Raw genomic sequence first — 16,839 nt, 5'->3', positions numbered from 1 at the left:
CAGCTGCCGGGCGGCAGGCGACGGGTTCCCGGTCACGGCGCGTCGATCACCCCCACCGGCGGCACCTGCACCGTGCGGTGCTGCGGCGTACCGCCGAGCACGACCTTGCGCAGCGACTCGTTGTTCGCGGTGCTCGCCTCGAACAGCCGCTTCTCCGGGTTGGCGACAACCTGTACGTAGTACGTGCCGTTCGGCAGGTCGGTGACGTCGAAGGACTGACCGGGCAGCGACTGCACGTAGGTGTCGCCCGAGCCGACGTCGAGCACCTCACGGACCGACAGCGAGCCCTGGTTGCCGCAAGCAGTGTGCAGGTCGGTGTTCATCGGGTGCCAGTTGGCGTTCTTCACGGTGTAGTCGATCGCGTCCGTCGCGGCCAGGCAGAACGCCTCCTTCTGGCTCCGGACCACCTCGGACTGGGTCGCGTTGAGCAGGCTGTACCGGGCGAAGTCGGTGAAGTGCCAGTGGTTGTGACCGTCGCGCGCGTCCCACTCCATCGTGCCAGTCTTCTGGAAGCCGACCTGCTTGCCGCTGGTGTCGTAGAAGTACTGGTACGCGTCCATCAGGTCCTTGCCGGGCTGCCGGAACCCGTCGAGCACGAGTGTGGACGGACCGGCGTTCCAGACGTTCGCGGAGAACTGCAGGAAGTCCTTGCCCTCGTTCGGCGTGCCCTGCTCACCGGGCTGGACGCTGATCTGCCAGGCCGGCAGCGCCCGCAGATCCGGCTTGGGCCCCTTCGGCACACTGGCCTTGCCGGCCGGCCGCTGCGCGTTCGGCGTCGGCGCTGCTCCCGTGGCGCGCGCGACGTCCGGCTCCTTCGCAGCGCCCGGCAGGAGCTTGACGGCCTTGCCCTCGGCGGCGGCACGGCAGCCTTCGACCGTGCCGTGCCCACAGTCCTCGGCCTCCTTCACGGTCAGCGCGAGCGAGACGCTCGCGTCGGAGGCGGGGATCTTGAAGAAGTCCCGGTAGGCCCGGTTGACGCTCACCTTCGCGGTGTACGTGCCGACCGGCAGGTCGACCGGCTCGGTGTCGTAGCTGAAGGTGCTCGCCGACCAGCCGCCCTGCAGTCCCCACACCGCGCCGACGGTGAACGGGTTCGCACTGCAGCCGTCCGGGTACGGCGACGTGTCCGGAGCGTCCGGCCTGGTCCGCGATCCCTCGCCGTTCAGGCAGACCGTCTGGTCCCGGTCGACCACCTTCTTGCCGGTCGCATCGGTGACGGTGACGTGCAGGAAGCGGCCGAGCCCGGCGAAGTCGGTGACCGCGCCCTTCGGCAGCGCCTTCGGCCGGCCGTTCACCAACTGGTGCGCGACGATCGGATCGTGGTACGACGCTCTGGTGGCGCGGACCTCGACCGGCGCCTTGCCGGCCACCAGGTGGGTGCCCAGGTCCAGGTTGACGCCGTCGTCCTGGTACCGCTCCAACGTCACGCTGTTGCTCCCGGCAACCAGCTTCAGCGGCGACTCGGCGGTGCGCTGCGCCGCGGCCCCACTCGCGCCGGCGGTGACCAGCACCAGCGACGCCGCACCGGCCAGCGCGAGCGCCGTCCGGGTGTTTCTCCTCGAGACGAAAATGATGAACCCCTCCCGTTTCGGGCCTGGTCCGCCTCACACGGAACCACTGAGCCCTGACGGCTGTACGACGTCCACGACCCGGACAAGGGTTTGTCTCAGTTGTCACCCAGTTGCGTCACGCCTTCACGGACAGTGATGCACATGTCAGTTCCTCGCCTACACCGGCTGATCCGCAGCGACACCGCGGGCCGGCCTTCCCTGGGCCGGCCCCGCGCCGTGTACTGATCGGATGAGCAACTACCCCGAAGCAATCGTCCCGCCCGGCCAGCTCGCCCCTGTCCCGCGCCGGATCCGCGCGACGCTCGGCGGCCGCACCGTGCTGGACACCACCAGTGCGCAGTACGTCTGGGAGATCCCACCGTTCCCCCAGTACTACATCCCGGTGGCCGACGTCGCCGGCGGCGTGCTGGCCGACACCGGCGACACCCGGCCGTCGGATCTCGGCGTCGGCCGGGTGCACACCGCCGGCGCGGGCCGGGCCTGGCTGTACGACGACGGGCCGCTCGCGGGGCTGGTGCGGTTCGAATGGGATGCGCTCGACAGCTGGTTCGAGGAGGACGAGGAGGTCTTTGTCCACCCGCGTAACCCCTACAGCCGGTGCGACGCGCTCAAGTCCGGGCGCAGGGTCCGGGTGTGCCTCGACGACGTCGTGCTGGCCGACTCCACGTCCACGGTGATCGTCTTCGAGACCGGTCTGTCGCCGCGCCACTACTTTCCCCGGACCGCCGTCGCCTTCGACCACCTGGAACCGAGCGACACCGAGACTGCCTGCCCGTACAAGGGCCGCACGTCGGCGTACTGGTCGATCCGCACCGACACCCTGCATCCGGACCTGGCCTGGTCGTACGACTTCCCCACCGCCGCCCTGCTGCCGATTGCCGGCCACGTCGCCTTCTTCACCGAGAAGCTCGACCTCACCGTCGACGGTGTCCCCGTGGCCCGCCCGGTCACCCCGTTCTCGAACTGACGCTCAGCTCTGCCACCAGCCGCTGGAAGTGCGGACACTCGACGAAGTCCGGGGCTTCGCAGCTGAGTGCGTGGTCGACCAGTCGCTTCGACTCCTGGGCGGCGCGGATCCGCTCGTCCAGCTTGGCGTGCTGCTCAGCGAGCACCGCACGACGCTCGGCGACGCCGGATGCGTCGAACATGCGGCCCAGTTGCTCGAGGCTCATACCGGCCGCTTTGCCGCGCTGGATCATCACCACCCGGGCGACGTGCGACTCGTCGTACCGGCGGCGGCCGGAGACGCGGGCCGCGGGGGACAGCAGGCCGACGTCCTCCCAGTGCCGGAGCACGTGCGTGGCGACGCCGCACCGGGCAGCCAGGTCGCCGATGCCGAGGCGGGGGTCCATGGGCCCTCCCGGGGTCAGATCGCGGAGGTGACGCCGCCGTCCATGGTGATGATCGCGCCGGTCACGTAGCCGGCCAGCGGGGACGCCAGGAAGACGGCGACGTTGGCGACCTCGGAGGGCTCGCCGGCGCGGCCCATCGGGATCCCGGCGACCATCTCGGTGAGCAGTTCCTCCTTCGGCCGGCCCGACGCCCGGACCGCGGCTTCGAGACCCTCGTCGACCCGGCCGGTGCGGGTCAGGCCCGGGTTGATCACGTTGACCCGGACGCCGCGTCCGGCGTACGCCTTGGCGTAGCCGACCGACGCCAGCATCAGCGCCGCGTTGGCCGCGCCGCCGCCGATGTGCAGCGGGTTCGCGGCCCGGCCGCCCTGGCCGACCACGTTCACCACCGCGCCGCTGCCCCGCTCGGCCATGCCCCGGATCACCGCTTCGGTGGCGTGCATGTAGGTGAAGTACTTCGCCTCCATCGCCGCGTGCAGCGCCTTGCTGTCGAGCTCGTCGACCGGCGTCCGCCGCGCCGCCCCGGCGCAGTTGATCAGGATGTCCGGTACGCCGATCCGCGCGAACACCCCCGCGGTCGCGTCGGCGTCGGTGAGGTCGACGGCCTCGGCGGCGTAGCTCAGCCCCTTCGCCGCGAGCTCCGCCTGCGCCTTGGCGAGATTGCCGGGATCACGCGAGATCCCGGTCACCGTCGCCCCCTCGCGCGCGAGCGCCTCCGCGCAGGCCAGTCCGATCCCCTTGCTGGCACCGGTGACGACCGCGGTCCGCCCTGACAACTGAAGATCCATCAACTCTCTCCCGGTTCGGCTGGTCCGATCGTAGTGCGGCCGGGCTCACCCGAGCTGTCGACGACCGGTGTCCGGACTGTCACCGGCAGCTGTCCGGCCGGCCGGAATCCGTGCGGTAGGCAACGATTTCGCCACGGTGCCGCTGACGTGCGCCGTGGGCAACCATTTCGGCTCGTCCGGCCTTGTGCCACTGGGTACTATGAGTGACCAGATCGACACTCTTTGTTTCGACGTTCTGATGCTTCTGTGCACCGACGCCGGAGGGACCCGTGCCGACCATGTCAACTTCCCACTCACCGCCTCCGCGCGAGCCTGCCACCGAGCAGATTTCGTGGAGGTCCATCGTCCGTCATGACCTGCCGGCCTCGCTGGTGGTCTTCCTGATCGCGATCCCGCTCTCGCTGGGCATCGCCGCGGCGTCCGGAGCCCCGCTGATCGCCGGGCTCGTGGCCGCCGTCGTCGGCGGCGTGGTCGCCGGCGCGCTCGGCGGCTCCCCCTTGCAGGTCAGCGGCCCCGCCGCCGGCCTCACCGTTGTCGTCGCCGGACTGGTCAGCCAGTACGGCTGGGCCGCCACCGCGGGCATCACCTGCGTCGCCGGCCTGCTGCAGATCCTGCTCGGCGTGACCCGGATCGGCCGGCTCGCCCTCTCGCTGTCCCCCGCGGTCGTGCACGGCATGCTCGCGGGCATCGGCATCACCATCGCCGTCCAGCAGTTGCACGTCGTGCTCGGCGGGCAGGCGCAGAGCTCGCTGATCGCCAACCTCGCCGAGCTTCCGGCCCAGCTCATGGCGCACCATCCGGCGTCCGTCCTGGTCGGGGTGCTCACCGTGGTGATCCTGCTGGTCTGGCCCCGGATCCCCAGGGTGAAAGCCGTGCCGGCGCCGCTGGTCGCGGTCGTCGCGGTCACCGCCCTGGCCGCGGTGTTCATGGTCGAGGTGACCCGGGTCGACCTGCCGGACAACCCGTTGCAAGAACTGATCGTGCCCACGCTGCCGACCGGCAGCGCGCTCGGTCTCGCCACCGCGGTGCTGACCGTCGCGCTGGTCGCCAGCGTCGAGTCGCTGCTCTCGGCCGTTGCCGTGGACAAGCTGCACAACGGCCGCCGGACCAACCTGGACCGCGAGCTGATCGGTCAGGGCGCGGCGAACGCGGTCTCCGGCGCCCTCGGCGGGATGCCGGTCACCGGCGTGATCGTGCGCAGTACGGCCAACGTCGCGGCCGGGGCCCGGAGCAGGGCCTCCACGATGATGCACGGCCTGTGGATCGCGGCCTTCGTGCTCGCGGCGGGCGCGCTGCTGGAGCTCATCCCGATGGCCGCTCTCGCGGGCGTGCTGCTCGTCACCGGGCTCCGGCTGGTCCAGCTCGCCCACATCCGCACCCTGCGCCGCCACGACGAACTGCTCGTGTACGTCGTGACCGCGGGCGGCGTCGCGGCCCTCGGTCTGGCCGAAGGCGTTCTGGCCGGCCTGGTGCTCGCGGTCGGGCGGGTGCTCTACCGGCTGGCTCGCGCCACCGTCACCGCGACCGAGGAGAACGGCGTCTGGACCGTCCGGATCCAGGGCACGCTGGTCTTTCTCGGCGTCGCTTCGCTGGTGCGGACCCTGCGGACCATTCCCACGGGTGCCGCCGTCCGGGTGCAGCTCCAGGTCGACCACCTGGACCACGCGGCGTACGAGGCGATCGAGGACTGGCGGCGCGGGCACGTCGCGCGCGGCGGTTCGGTCGAGGTCAACCGGGCCGCGTTCCGGGCCGCTCTGAACGGCGACTCGGCCCGCCCGCGCTGGCTGGTTCCGTGGCAGCAGCGCCGGCTGGTGCCGGAGCCCGACCAGCGCGCCTCGATGCTGGACGGCATCCGCGAGTTCGAGCAGTCGGCCGACTCGATCCGCCCGATGATGGCGAAGCTCGCGGCGGACGGCCAGCGGCCGACGCAGCTGTTCATCACCTGCGCGGACTCCCGGATCGTGCCGAACCTGATCACCACCACCGGTCCGGGCGAGCAGTTCTGCGTCCGCAACGTGGGCAACCTGGTCCCGCCGCACGGGGCGAACAGCAGTTCCGTCGACGCCGCGGTCGAGTACGCCGTGGAGGTGCTCGGCGTGACCTCGATCGTCGTCTGCGGCCACTCGCACTGCGGTGCGGCCGCCGCCGTGCTGGACGGGTCGGCGGACGACGGGTCGGGGCTGCGCAGCTGGTTGCGGCACCTGGAGCCGTCGATCCGCCGGGCCCTCGCGCTGCCCGACATCGCCGACCCGGCGACCGGCGTACGGCTGTCGCCCGCGGACAAGCTGTCGGTGGCGAACGTCGCCGTCCAGCTGGAGAACCTGCGCAGCTTCGCCTGTGTCCGCAAGGCCGAGCAGGAAGGCCGGCTCGAGCTGGTCGGTCTCTGGTTCGACATCGGCGCGGCCGCCGCCCGCCTGGTGCTCGAACGCGACCCCTACCTGGTCCGCGCCGACGAGGAACTGGCCACCGCGGCTGCCCCCGCCGACCGCTGACCCCCCGATTCCGCCCGTACGATCGCCGGCCCTCGCCCCGTTGCTCCCTCAGCCGCGGAGCGGGGGCCGGCCCCTAGACCTGCCGGCGCCGGGACGCGACCAGCACGCCGGAAGCGAAACCGTCCGCGCGCAGCCACTGGCCCGGCGACACGTCGAGAATGTCGATCTCGACCGGTACGCCGGTGAGGTCTTCCGAACTGATCGGCCGGTCGTCCAGGTACAGGTCGACCCGGTCCATCCCGTCCACGTCCAGCCCGACCGTCAGCGTCGTACCGGTCAACGTGGTGGCCAGCCCGAGCCGCCGGTGCGGCATCGCGGCGAGCAGCGCCCCCGCCGCGGCGAGCAGATCCGCGTTGCCGGCCAGCAGGTCCGCGCGGGTCATCCGGTGCGTGGCGTGCGGCCGGACGCCCAGATCCTCCACCGGTGTGCCCGACAGCTCACCGACCCGCAGTGTCCGGCGGATCGCCACCCGCAGGTTCGCCCCGTTCGGCAACGCCTCGTACGGCGTGGTCGGGTCGGCCGGCGGCGGCTCGTTGAGCAGGGTGGCGAGCAGTCCGTGCGTCCACACGTTCGCGCCGCCCGCGCCGGTGTTGTCGTCGACACCGAGGATCGTGCCGATCTCGTGGTCGGCGAACCCGGCCGCGAAGATGTCGGTCGCCGAGTAGCACCGCGCGTCGGTGATCAGCACGACCGGCCCGTGGTAGGTCTGGCCCAGGTCGTTCGCGCCGTGCTCCGGCGTGATCGGTTTGGCCGCCGAGTAGGCCGCGCCGGTCTCGGTGGCCAGCTCGAGCGAGTCGAACCACGGCCCGAGGTCGATCCCGGCCGGGTTGTCCTTGTGCCGCCGGCACAGCCGCAGGTTGAGCGGCGAACTGACGAACTGCACCGGCTCCGGCGCGATCCGCCGCGGCGTCATCGTCTGCAGGGTGAACTCGCTGGCGTGGATGTGCCCGCCGCCGTTGTCCCGGACGTCGACGATCAGCCCGTCCTGCGGCAGCGCGGCCGCCAGCCGGACGAACTCGTCGCGGAAGGCGACCGGATCGTTGACGCTGAAGGTGAAGATCCGCAGGTGGCCGAAGGTGCCGTGGGTGCCGGTCACCACCCGGGCGCGGAAGACGCCGGGCATCGTCGTCGGCAGGTCCGCCGCGCCGACCGCGACCGGAGCCGTCAGCTCGGCCGAGCTCTCGCCGCCTTCCAGCTCGACGACGTCGCGCACGTACAGCGCCTTCTTCGCCCGGGCCTTCTCGTCGGAGTCGAGGTCGAGGCCCATCACCGCCGACGCCTCGGTGACCGCGTCCAAGTCGGTCATCGGCGGCAGGTTGGTGGTCACCTTCCACTGCTCGCGCAGTTCCTGGACCGAGCCGTCCAGCCCGACGTACGTCACCGTGACCCAGTCCTCGTCCGGCGGCGCCTGGATCACCAGCGGGCGCAGGGTGAGCGACTCCAGGCCGCGGGCCAGGTTGGCCGCGTCGTTGCTGCCGGCGAACGCGGCACCGTTGAGCGCCACGGCGCGGGCGATCGGCGTACCGTTCCAGTGCGTCACCTCGGCGCCCGGGCCGAACTGCGGCGCGGTGAAGCCGGTGATCGTCCGGGTGATCAGGTAGTGCTCACCGGCGTTGTCGAAGCACTTCTCGATCAGGAACGGCAGGAACGCGATCTTGCCCGCGAACGGCGCCGGCAGCAGGTAGTTGGTGTGCAGGTCACGCACACAGTGGAAGATCCCGGACATCTGCCGGTGGAACAACCACTCGGCCTCCATCGACGCGTCGGTCTGGCGCTCGGTCCGGGCCCGCAGCACCCGCAACCGCTGCAGCGGGTTGACGGCGTGCATCGCTTCCTTGAGCGGCAGGTGCACGTAGTTCTGCTCGAGCATCAGCAGCGCCTGGTCGATCAGCAACGTGCGCTGCGCGAGCGTCAGCGTGCCGGCTCCGGCGAGGAACTGCGGCAGCGGTACCGCGGCCGCCGCCGTCTCGGTGGCCCGCCTGCGGCTCCCGGTACGCCGGTTCGGCGGCGCACCGCGATCCGCCTTCCGGGCAACGGATTTCTGGGCGGTGGTCTTCTGGGCGGTGGTCTTCTGGGCGGTCTTGCGTGGTCCGGCCATGGCATCCCCCAACGAGGCGGCCCCTCCCCTGGGCCGCGATCCCTCCACCGTCCGCCGCACCCCCACCGATGTCAACGCCTGGCTCCACCGGCCTGGCGCTAGTGTGCAAGGACAGAAGGAGGCCCACCCATGGATGCGTCCCACACCGACGGCCTGCCGCTCGTCGACGAGCACGCTCGCACCATCAACGCTGCTCGCGACGCGGTGTGGCGAGGTCTCTACGACCACGCGACCGGCGGCCTGCTGCTGGGACCGCGCAACCCGCTCGCCACCGTTCTCGGGACCACTCCGCGGGGCGGCTTCGAGATCGTCGACAGCGTCGACGGCGAGTCACTCACCCTGGCCGGCCGCCACCACTTCTCGCGGTACCGGCTGATCTTCACGCTGGCGGACGCCGCGGCAGGCGGCACGGTGCTGACCGCCCTGACGTACGCCGTGTTTCCCGGCCTGCACGGACGCGTGTACCGGGCTCTCGTCATCGGCTCCGGCGCCCATGTCGTGGCGACACGTGGCATCCTCCGCACCATCGACCAGCGGTGCACGGCACTGTCCCGGTGAATGGTGAAGGGTTACCCGGCCGGCCTGCAAGGATGTCCAGGTGACTGAGGTGTGGGACAACATCACGTCCGTGCAGGCCGACCCGTCGCTGCAGGTGGTGATCGGAACGGGCCTCGCGGCGCTGCTGCTGATTGCCTGGCGACCGGTCTGGCGGCAGACCCGGCAGGTGGTGACGATCGCCCACGAGGGCGCGCACGGGCTGATCGCGCTGCTGGTGGGCCGCAAGCTCGCCGGCATCCGGTTGCACTCGGACACCTCGGGCGTCACGGTCTCCCGCGGCAAGCCCAACGGCGCCGGAATGATCGCTGTGCTGCTCGCGGGCTACCCCGGTCCGGCCCTGTTCGGACTCGCCGCCGCCTTCGTGCTGAGCCGTGGGTACGCCGTGGCACTGCTCTGGGGACTGCTGCTCGCGCTGCTGATCCTGCTGCTGCAGATCCGGAACCTGTTCGGCCTGTGGTCGGTGGTCGCCTTCGGCGCCGTGGTGTTCGCGGTGTCGTGGTGGGGTTCGGAGCAGGTGCAGTCGACCTTCGCCTACCTGCTGACCTGGTTCCTGCTGCTGGCCGCGCCCCGGGCAGTGCTGGAGCTGCAGAGTTCCCGGCGGCACGGCGGAGGCCGCAACTCGGACGCCGATCAGCTCCGGCGCCTCACCGGCGTACCGGCGATCCTGTGGGTCGGCATCTTCGGTCTGATCACGCTCGGCTGTCTCGTGCTGGGCGTGCTCTGGTCGGACGTCCTGCCAACCTGACCGCGACGCCCAGCTGCGAGCGGCGGAATCAGCCTCGACCGCCGGTGATCGAGCGGCCGCGCTGCTCGACCCCTGGTACGCCGTACGGGTAGTCGGCCGCGCCCGGGTCGCTCGCTTCGTCCAGCCGAGCCCGCTCCTCGTCGGTGAGGTGCAGGTCGGCCGCCGCCAGGTTGTCGTCGAGCTGCTCCAGCGTGCGAGCGCCCAAGATCACCGACGTCACCGCCGGACGGTCGACCAGCCAGGCCAGCGCGACCTGGGCCATCGAGATCCCGCGTGCCTCGGCGACCTCGCGCACCGCCTCGACGACGGCGCGGACCCGCTCGTTCTTGTTGCGCCGAGCCCAGGCCTCGACGCCGCGGTCCGGGTTCTCGCCGAGCCGGGTGGAGCCGGTCGGCGCCTCGTCGAACGAGTACTTGCCGGTCAGCCAGCCACCTCCCAGCGGCGACCAGGGCAGCAGGCCGAGCCCGTTGTCCTGCGCGGCGGGCACGATCTCCCACTCGATCTCCCGGACCAGCAGGTTGTACTGCGGCTGCAGCGTGACCAGTGGCGACCAGCCCCGCCGGTCGACCAGGTCGCAGGCCTTCTGCAGCTGCCAGCCGGTGAAGTTGGACAGGCCGCCGTACGAGATCTTGCCGGCCCGGATGGCGTCCTCCAGGAAGCTGAGCGATTCCTGCAGCGGGGTGATCGGGTCCCAGGAGTGCAGCTGGTACAGATCGATGTGGTCGACCCCGAGCCGCCGCAGCGACGCGTCCAGCGCGCGGCGGAGGTGCCGGCGCGACGTACCCACGTCGTTCGGGCCGTCGCCGGTCGGGAACCGGCCCTTGGTGGCCAGGACGATGTCGTCGTGGGCGGAGCTCCTGGCCAGCCAGCTGCCGACGATCTGCTCCGACGCGCCGGCGGAGTACACGTCGGCGGTGTCGACGAAGGTGCCGCCGGCCTCGACGTACCGGTCGAGCTGCCGGTGCGCGCCGGTCTCGTCGGTCTCGTGGCCGAACGTCATGGTGCCGAGCGCGTACGTCGAGACGACGGCGCCACCGGCTCCCAGGGTGCGGTACTCCACTGCTGCTCCTTCGGTCGGTTCCCACCACTCTAGGACGCCTTGACCGAGCCGCCCCGGACCGAACCGGCACGCCGTCTCGGCGACCGCACGAACTGTCCGGAGCGCGGAGTACGGTGGCAGACGTTCCGCGTGACGAAGGGAAGACGATGAACACCAGCGAACTGCTGCTCGACGGTTTCGGCCGGATCCAGGAGGTCGTGCAGGAGGCCGTCGACGGACTGAGCGACGACGTGCTGAGCACCCGTCCCGACGGCTCGGGCAACTCGATCGCCTGGCTGGTCTGGCACCTCACCCGGATCCAGGACGACCACCTCGCCGACGCCGGCGGCTACGAGCAGGTCCTCACCGCCGACGGCTGGCACGAGCGGCTCGGCCTGCCCTTCGACCCGGCCGACACCGGCTACGGGCACGGCCCGGACGACGTCGCCGCGGTGAAGCTGTCCGCCGAGCAGCTCACCGGGTACTACGAGGCCGTGCACACCCGCACACTGCGGTACCTCGAGGGCCTGACCGACAAGGACCTCGACCGAATCGTCGACCACCGCTGGAACCCGCCGGTCACCCTCGGCGTCCGGCTGATCAGCGTGCTGTCCGACGACCTGCAGCACGCCGGCCAGGCGGCGTACGTGCGCGGCCTGCTGACCTGAGCCTCCGGGTACTTCGGCGTCGGCCGTGCCGGGTCTTCCACAGCCTCCGGGGGCGTCGGCGTCGGCCGCCGTCCTCCACAGCCTGGCGGTTACGTCGGCGTCACCCGAGGTCGGTCTTCCACAGGGTGGCGGGTGCGTCGGTCGCGCCCGCCAAGAGGTAGAGCGTCCGGCCGACCAGCCGGGCCTCCTTCACCTCTCCCGACGGTCCGGTCGACGCGCGGACCGTCCACGCCCCGTCCCGTCCGCCGACCACCTTGATTTGATTGCCACCAGCAACCATCTGGATCACCTCGTCGCCGGCCAGCACCGGAGCCGGCAGCGGCGCCTTGTCTCCGACCGCGATCTCGGGCAGCCCAGTGAGCCGCTTCGCCCCCGCGCCGTCCTTGGCCGACGGGTCGAACTGCCACAGCGCCAGCTTGCCCTCGACCCACCCGGCGACCGTGCACAGCTTCTCTCCGCACGTCACCCGCAGCCCCTGACTGCGCGCCCCCGGCTCCGGCAGCGCGAACCGCGACCAGCCGTCGTTCAACTTGGTGGACCGCCAGACGGCGGCTTCCTGCTGAACGACGTTCGGTGCGAGCCGCACTTGCGAACCCGTCTGCACGATCGCGTCTCCCCAGCTGGTGGCAGCTCCCGGCCCAGCCAGCAGAGTCGGCGTACTGCGCAGCACGGTGCCGGTCGAGTCCTGCCGGATCCATTTGGTGCCCTGCGGCAACCAGACAGCCGCGTCCAGGCCGGACGTCGTACTGGCCCAGGAACCGAGCAGCGCCTGACCAGCCGGGGTGATCACCGCGGAATAGAGGTGGCCGGCGTCCTGCCCGCCGAAGGTGTTGAACGTTTGCGGGAGCTCCGTGAGGCCGGCCGTCGTCCCGGTCCATACGGTCCACCGCACGTTGGAGTGCGCGCCGCCGGCCGCTCCGCCGAGCGCCAGCACCCGGCGTCCGTCGTACGCGATGGACGTCCAGACCGCGAGGAAGGCGTACGGGCTGGTCGGCGCGACCTTGATCTCCTGCTGCCGGTCGCCGTCGACCAGCAGCAGCCGCGGCACCACCTTCGCCCCGCGGTCGCGCAGTCCGACGACAAGCTGATCGCCGCTGCCCGCCAGGACGACCGGCTCGGCGGGCAGTTGCACCCGCGACCAGGTGATCGGCTGCGGCTCCGCCGACTGATCCGCACTGCACGCGGCGGCCATGCTCGCGCCGGCCAGCAGGAGCGCGAGCAGTCGGACCGTCCGCATCAGCGGTTCTGCGGCAGCTTGGTGGTCCGCTTGCGGCCACCGCGCGGGTTCGACGGCGGCGGCACCACCGGCCCGATGTCACCGTCCGGCGCGACGTCCAGGTCGACGATCACCGGCGCATGGTCGCTCGGGCCGGTGCCCTTGCGGGCCTTGCGGTCGATCCAGGCCGCCTTCACCCGCTCGGCCACCGGGTCCGAGGCCAGCGTGAGGTCGATCCGCATGCCGAGGTCCTGGTGGAACATGCCGGCGCGGTAGTCCCAGTAGCTGAACACGCGCTCGGTCGGCCAGCGATCCCGGACGACGTCGTGCAGCCCGGTGGCCATCAACTCGGCGAGCGCCTGCCGCTCCGGCGCCGTCACGTGCGTCGAGCCCTGGAACGCGGCGGGGTCGAAGACGTCGGCGTCGGTCGGGGCGATGTTCATGTCGCCGCAGACGATCTGCTCGGCCGGGCCGCCCGCGACCACGTCCCGCAGCGCGGCCAGCCAAGCCAGCTTGTAGTGGTAGTGCTCGGAGTCCGGGACCCGCCCGTTCGGCACGTAGAGGGAGTGGATCCGGATGCCGCCGCAGGTCGCCGCCACCGCGCGGGCCTCCGGGTTCGGGAAGCCGGGCGCGTTCGCGACGCCGGTGACGACGTCGTCCAGCCCGACCTTGGACAGGATCGCCACGCCGTTCCACTGCACCTCGCCGTACAGGGCGGTCTCGTAGCCCCGCGCGGTCAGCTCGGCGCCGAGCAAGCTGCTGAACGCGTCGTCGGCCAGCTTGGTCTCCTGCAGGCACACCACGTCCGGCGCCCGCTCGTCCAGCCAGTCGAGCAACCGCGGCATCCGCTGCTTCACCGAGTTCACATTCCAGGTCGCCACTCGCACTCGCCTACGGTAGCCCGCCGACCGGATCGTGCAACCCGACCTCGCGGTGCATCCTCAGGGCACTCTCAGGGCATTGGCGCTGCACCGGACCGGCACTTCGGTCGATTCGGCGCTCGCCGCCGGTGATGATGGACCGGTGCCCAGACTTCCAGGACTTGTCGTCACCGATCACACGTTCACCGTGCCGCTCGACCACGCCCGGCCGGACGGGCCGACGATCGAGGTGTTCGCGCGGGAGGCCGTCGCGCCGACCAAGGTGGACGCCGACCTGCCGTGGCTGGTCTTCTTGCAGGGCGGTCCCGGCTCCGGGTCGCCGCGGCCGACCAGCGCGAGCGGCTGGCTCGAGCGCGCGACCCGCGACTTCCGCGTCCTGCTGCTCGACCAGCGCGGCACCGGCCGCAGTACGCCGGTCACGCGGCGGACGGCGACGGCGCGAACGCCCGAGGAGCTGGCGGCGTACCTGAAACACTTCCGCGCCGACTCGATCGTGGCCGACGCCGAGCTCATCCGCGCGCAGCTGAGCCCGGGCAGGCCGTGGTCGACGCTAGGCCAGAGTTACGGCGGCTTCGTCACGCTGACCTACCTGTCGAAGGCGCCGGAGGGGCTGAAGGCCTGCTACGTCACCGGGGGTCTGGCCGGGCTCGACGCGACCGCGGACGACGTGTACCAACGGACCTATCCACGCGCGAAGGCGAAGAGCCTGCGCTACTACCAACTGTTCCCGGACGACGTGGCGAAGGTCAGGCGGATCGCCGACCATCTTCGGTCCCACGACGTGCGGCTGCCGAACGGCGACCGGCTCAGCGTCGAGCGGTTCCAGGCGCTCGGGTTCGGCCTCGGGATGAGCGAGTCCGCGGAGTCGCTGCACTGGTTGATCGACGAGGCCTGGGACCGCGACGAGCTCGCGGACACCTTCCGGTACGCGGTGATGGACCGGACCGGCTTCGGCCAGACCCCGCTCTTCGTCGTTCTGCACGAGGCCGCCTATGCCCAGGACAACCGGCCGACCAGCTGGGCCGCGGCCCGCGCCCTGCCGGCCGAGTTCGCTGCGGACGCCGACCCGCTGCTGTTCACCGGCGAGATGATGTTCCCGTGGATGGTGCGCGAGATCGACGGCCTGCACCCGTTTGCGGAAGCCGCCGACCTGCTCGCCGCAGCGACCGACTGGACGCCCCTGTACAACCCCGAGCGCCTCGCGACGAACCGCGTGCCGGTCGCCGCCGCCATCTACCATGACGACATGTATGTCGACGCCACGCTCTCCCTGGAGACGGCCGCGCGCCTCGGCAACGTGACCACCTGGATCACCAACGAGTACGAGCACGACGCCACCCGCACGTCCGGCGGCCGAGTCCTCGACCGCTTGATCCACCTGGCCAACGATCTGCCCCCGGCCTGACATGCCTGGCCGCTCCTCTCGCCCCGGTGCCTCGCGCCCCGCTGCGCCTTCCTCCAGCCCCGCGACCACGCGCGTCGACGCCTCCGCTCCCACCGGTGCGGCGTCTTCTCCGCGCTCCGCGCCTTCGTCGCCGCGCACTGCAGGGCTTTCTCCACGGCTGGCGGCCGTCGTCGACGCCTTGCCGCTGGTCCCCGGCCTGCGGGTGTTCGAGATCGGCTGCGGACCAGGCGCCGCGGCTCGCGAAGTCGCGCGGCGGGTGCAGCCCGACGGACACGTGCTCGCCATCGACCGCTCCGCCACAGCGATCGCCCTCGCATCGGCCCAAGCCGTGCCCGGCCTGACCTTCCGCCAGGCCACCATCGAGACCTTCACCCTGGACCCGGACGAACCGCCGTACGACCTCGCCTTCGCCGTCCGCGTCGGCGCCCTGGACGGCCGCCATCCCGACCTGGAGCAAGCTGCCCTCGAACGAATCGCCGCCGCACTCACGCCCAACGGCCGCTTCTTCCTCGACGGCGGCGACCCCTTGCGTGAGGTCAGCCTCTGAACGCGCTTTCGATCCAGTTCACGACAGCTCGAACGACACGCTCGGCGTCGAACAACCAAACCTCTGCCTTACCAACCACCCCACGCACCCCGACCCCCGCCGCGACTGCCTGAGCAGCGAGGGTTCCAACGGCACTGCCCTCCCACTCGCGGTCAGGCAGCGCACCGTAGAACGTGTCGAGCGTCGTGTACTCCCGCCAAACATCTCCGCCACTCGTCCGGACCGGCATGCGATAGCTGTGATACCGCTTGCCCGCCACCTCGGCCATCGCCTCGGCGTGATGGCACAACGTCAACGTCTCCAACGGCGCCCCCAGCATCAGCACCTTGCCACCGAGCCCTACCAGCCGCCCCAACGCCCCGTCCCGCCCCCACGGGTCTCCGTCGTCCGGCTCCGCAACCAACCCTCCGCTCGCCGCCCGAGCGCCGCGAAGCTGACCTCCGGATGCGTACTCTGCACCGCCCCGGGCCAGGTCCGCAACCGCTCCGGAAACCGCCCGAAGTCCCGCCGCGCCGACGACACCGCCGGGTCGAAACCAGGCATCTCGGCGTACGCCTCCTGCCAGCGCGGCGGCCAGAACCCAACGTGGTAAGGGCTGTCGTCCCAACCGCAGGTCAGCAACGTCCCGTTCTCCCCGACCGCCTCCCGCAACGCCGCCACCACCGTGTCGATCCCACCCACCACCCACCCGAACGCCGACAGCCGCACATGGACCATCACCGTGTCGCCCGCCACCACACCCAACTCCACCACCGAGCGCCGAATCTGCTCCCGCGTCACCGGAACAAAGCCCTCGTCACCCAGCAACTCCGCCGAAGGAAACGCCACAGTCCCCACCCGTCCCAGCCGGCAGACCGCCAGCCTCCGTCGTCGTGCTCGCGGGGACGGCGCCGCATGGGGCAACGGCCGGCCCCACACGGTTTCGCCCAGGCCGCACAACACACTCAGCACCACGGTGATGCTGGCGACATGCCCCACCAGCGCAACCGTCTCACGCTCTTGTGGGGTGGCCACCCGCTCCAACGCCCCCACCATCCGCCCGACCACCTCATGCCCACTCTCCCCCGCCAAGAACCACCGCTCCAGCTCCCCCTCAACCGCCCATCTCCGAAGCACCTCGCCGCCATGGTCCCTTGATCTGCCCCGGCCGGTGGCCTGGCAGGATCTGCCCCGGCCGGCGCCCCGGCTAACGGTCCGCCGGACTCCACCCCGGCAAGCTTTGCGGCCGTGACCACCTCTGTCCCGCGCGCTTCAGCGATGATCGCAGCGGTTTCCACGGCCCTCATCGCAGTGCTCGCACAAACGCGGGCGAGCGGCTCGCTCGCCAGCCGGGCCACCGCTGCCTCCGTGTGGCTGCGTCCCAGAGGCGTCAGTCGTGCGTCCGGCATCGCTCCCATCGCCCGCGCAACGTTGCTCCCGCCTCACCGTGCCGCAAGCACCAGAGCCGCACACCGACCATCTCCGCGCGCCCGAGACTCC

The 16,839-nt window shown here is 71.3% G+C and carries 14 protein-coding genes and 3 pseudogenes; 7 read left to right on the top strand and 10 right to left on the bottom strand.

Annotated features, from left to right (window positions below; translation table 11 throughout):
• Nucleotides 1-32 precede the first annotated feature (32 nt).
• Nucleotides 33-1,511: a lysyl oxidase family protein gene (locus KFLA_RS12580; RefSeq protein WP_012920170.1), complete on the bottom strand. Its 1,479-nt coding sequence runs from the start codon at nucleotides 1,509-1,511 to the stop codon at nucleotides 33-35.
• A gap of 289 nt (nucleotides 1,512-1,800) precedes the next feature.
• Between KFLA_RS12580 and KFLA_RS12575 the strand changes: the two genes are divergently transcribed.
• Nucleotides 1,801-2,538 (top strand): DUF427 domain-containing protein, encoded by a 738-nt coding sequence (locus KFLA_RS12575; protein WP_012920169.1) that lies wholly within the window; start codon nucleotides 1,801-1,803, stop codon nucleotides 2,536-2,538.
• On the opposite strand, the gene KFLA_RS12570 is transcribed toward KFLA_RS12575, so the two are convergent.
• Nucleotides 2,519-2,923: a MerR family transcriptional regulator gene (locus tag KFLA_RS12570; protein WP_012920168.1), complete on the bottom strand. Its 405-nt coding sequence runs from the start codon at nucleotides 2,921-2,923 to the stop codon at nucleotides 2,519-2,521. The genes KFLA_RS12575 and KFLA_RS12570 overlap by 20 nt on opposite strands.
• 14 nt (nucleotides 2,924-2,937) lie before the next feature.
• Nucleotides 2,938-3,711, bottom strand: a complete 774-nt coding sequence (locus KFLA_RS12565) for an SDR family NAD(P)-dependent oxidoreductase (protein ID WP_012920167.1) — start codon at nucleotides 3,709-3,711, stop codon at nucleotides 2,938-2,940.
• A 278-nt stretch (nucleotides 3,712-3,989) separates the two neighbouring features.
• Here KFLA_RS12565 and KFLA_RS12560 point away from each other — a divergent pair, with 278 nt between their 5' ends.
• Nucleotides 3,990-6,203, top strand: a complete 2,214-nt coding sequence (locus KFLA_RS12560; RefSeq protein ID WP_148256622.1) for a bifunctional SulP family inorganic anion transporter/carbonic anhydrase — start codon at nucleotides 3,990-3,992, stop codon at nucleotides 6,201-6,203.
• A 73-nt stretch (nucleotides 6,204-6,276) separates the two neighbouring features.
• Here the strand turns inward: KFLA_RS12560 and KFLA_RS12555 are convergent, their stop codons facing one another.
• Complete coding sequence (locus KFLA_RS12555; protein ID WP_012920165.1) at nucleotides 6,277-8,301, bottom strand: S41 family peptidase; 2,025 nt, start codon at nucleotides 8,299-8,301, stop codon at nucleotides 6,277-6,279.
• Nucleotides 8,302-8,430: 129 nt separating this feature from the next.
• Here KFLA_RS12555 and KFLA_RS12550 point away from each other — a divergent pair, with 129 nt between their 5' ends.
• Together KFLA_RS12550 and KFLA_RS12545 are read left to right on the top strand one after the other, a co-directional pair.
• Nucleotides 8,431-8,859 (top strand): hypothetical protein, encoded by a 429-nt coding sequence (locus KFLA_RS12550; RefSeq protein WP_012920164.1) that lies wholly within the window; start codon nucleotides 8,431-8,433, stop codon nucleotides 8,857-8,859.
• Nucleotides 8,860-8,899: 40 nt separating this feature from the next.
• Nucleotides 8,900-9,604 (top strand): M50 family metallopeptidase, encoded by a 705-nt coding sequence (locus KFLA_RS12545; RefSeq protein WP_012920163.1) that lies wholly within the window; start codon nucleotides 8,900-8,902, stop codon nucleotides 9,602-9,604.
• 28 nt (nucleotides 9,605-9,632) lie between these two features.
• Here the strand turns inward: KFLA_RS12545 and KFLA_RS12540 are convergent, their stop codons facing one another.
• Nucleotides 9,633-10,664, bottom strand: a complete 1,032-nt coding sequence (locus KFLA_RS12540) for an aldo/keto reductase (RefSeq protein WP_012920162.1) — start codon at nucleotides 10,662-10,664, stop codon at nucleotides 9,633-9,635.
• Nucleotides 10,665-10,810: 146 nt separating this feature from the next.
• Here KFLA_RS12540 and KFLA_RS12535 point away from each other — a divergent pair, with 146 nt between their 5' ends.
• A complete protein-coding gene (locus KFLA_RS12535) occupies nucleotides 10,811-11,311 on the top strand; it encodes a mycothiol transferase (RefSeq protein WP_012920161.1) in 501 nt (166 codons plus the stop codon).
• Nucleotides 11,312-11,411: 100 nt separating this feature from the next.
• Here KFLA_RS12535 and KFLA_RS12530 read toward each other — a convergent pair whose 3' ends face one another.
• Both KFLA_RS12530 and KFLA_RS12525 read right to left on the bottom strand, forming a co-directional pair.
• Nucleotides 11,412-12,548 carry a hypothetical protein gene (locus KFLA_RS12530; protein WP_012920160.1) on the bottom strand — a complete coding sequence of 379 codons (1,137 nt, stop codon included), beginning with the start codon at nucleotides 12,546-12,548 and terminating at the stop codon, nucleotides 11,412-11,414.
• The gene (locus KFLA_RS12525; RefSeq protein ID WP_148256621.1) at nucleotides 12,548-13,414 is read right to left on the bottom strand and encodes an exodeoxyribonuclease III; all 867 of its coding nucleotides are present in this window, start codon (nucleotides 13,412-13,414) and stop codon (nucleotides 12,548-12,550) included. Before KFLA_RS12525 ends, KFLA_RS12530 begins: the two co-directional genes overlap by 1 nt.
• 136 nt (nucleotides 13,415-13,550) lie before the next feature.
• On the opposite strand from KFLA_RS12525, the gene KFLA_RS12520 reads away from it, so the two are divergent.
• Entirely contained in the window at nucleotides 13,551-14,813 is a 1,263-nt protein-coding gene (locus KFLA_RS12520) for an alpha/beta fold hydrolase (protein WP_012920158.1), read from the top strand.
• Nucleotides 14,814-14,970: 157 nt separating this feature from the next.
• Nucleotides 14,971-15,360: a class I SAM-dependent methyltransferase gene (locus KFLA_RS12515; protein ID WP_041290024.1), complete on the top strand. Its 390-nt coding sequence runs from the start codon at nucleotides 14,971-14,973 to the stop codon at nucleotides 15,358-15,360.
• Here KFLA_RS12515 and aac(3) read toward each other — a convergent pair.
• The 3 pseudogenes from aac(3) to KFLA_RS39640 all read right to left on the bottom strand — a co-directional run.
• A pseudogene (gene aac(3) / locus KFLA_RS38800) lies at nucleotides 15,350-16,167 on the bottom strand (aminoglycoside 3-N-acetyltransferase). The gene KFLA_RS12515 and the pseudogene aac(3) overlap by 11 nt on opposite strands.
• Before the next feature lie 120 nt (nucleotides 16,168-16,287).
• A pseudogene (locus tag KFLA_RS39645) lies at nucleotides 16,288-16,476 on the bottom strand (histidine phosphatase family protein); the annotation flags it as partial.
• A 98-nt stretch (nucleotides 16,477-16,574) separates the two neighbouring features.
• Nucleotides 16,575-16,760, bottom strand: a pseudogene (locus KFLA_RS39640) (histidine phosphatase family protein); the annotation flags it as partial.
• Nucleotides 16,761-16,839: the final 79 nt, after the last annotated feature.

Source organism: Kribbella flavida DSM 17836 (assembly GCF_000024345.1).
Lineage (GTDB): Bacteria > Actinomycetota > Actinomycetes > Propionibacteriales > Kribbellaceae > Kribbella > Kribbella flavida.
Note: the sequence above shows the minus strand (reverse complement) of the source record. Positions and strands in the feature narration are given on the sequence as shown.

Excerpts from the sequence above, each read along its gene's own strand:
- KFLA_RS12535 (WP_012920161.1), top strand. The coding sequence starts at position 10,811 with ATGAACACCAGCGAACTGCTGCTCGACGGTTTCGGCCGGATCCAGGAG.
- KFLA_RS12550 (WP_012920164.1), top strand. The coding sequence starts at position 8,431 with ATGGATGCGTCCCACACCGACGGCCTGCCGCTCGTCGACGAGCACGCT.
- KFLA_RS12555 (WP_012920165.1), bottom strand. The coding sequence starts at position 8,301 with ATGGCCGGACCACGCAAGACCGCCCAGAAGACCACCGCCCAGAAGACC.
- KFLA_RS12560 (WP_148256622.1), top strand. The coding sequence starts at position 3,990 with ATGTCAACTTCCCACTCACCGCCTCCGCGCGAGCCTGCCACCGAGCAG.
- KFLA_RS12530 (WP_012920160.1), bottom strand. The coding sequence starts at position 12,548 with ATGCGGACGGTCCGACTGCTCGCGCTCCTGCTGGCCGGCGCGAGCATG.
- KFLA_RS12570 (WP_012920168.1), bottom strand. The coding sequence starts at position 2,923 with ATGGACCCCCGCCTCGGCATCGGCGACCTGGCTGCCCGGTGCGGCGTC.
- KFLA_RS12575 (WP_012920169.1), top strand. The coding sequence starts at position 1,801 with ATGAGCAACTACCCCGAAGCAATCGTCCCGCCCGGCCAGCTCGCCCCT.
- KFLA_RS12565 (WP_012920167.1), bottom strand. The coding sequence starts at position 3,711 with ATGGATCTTCAGTTGTCAGGGCGGACCGCGGTCGTCACCGGTGCCAGC.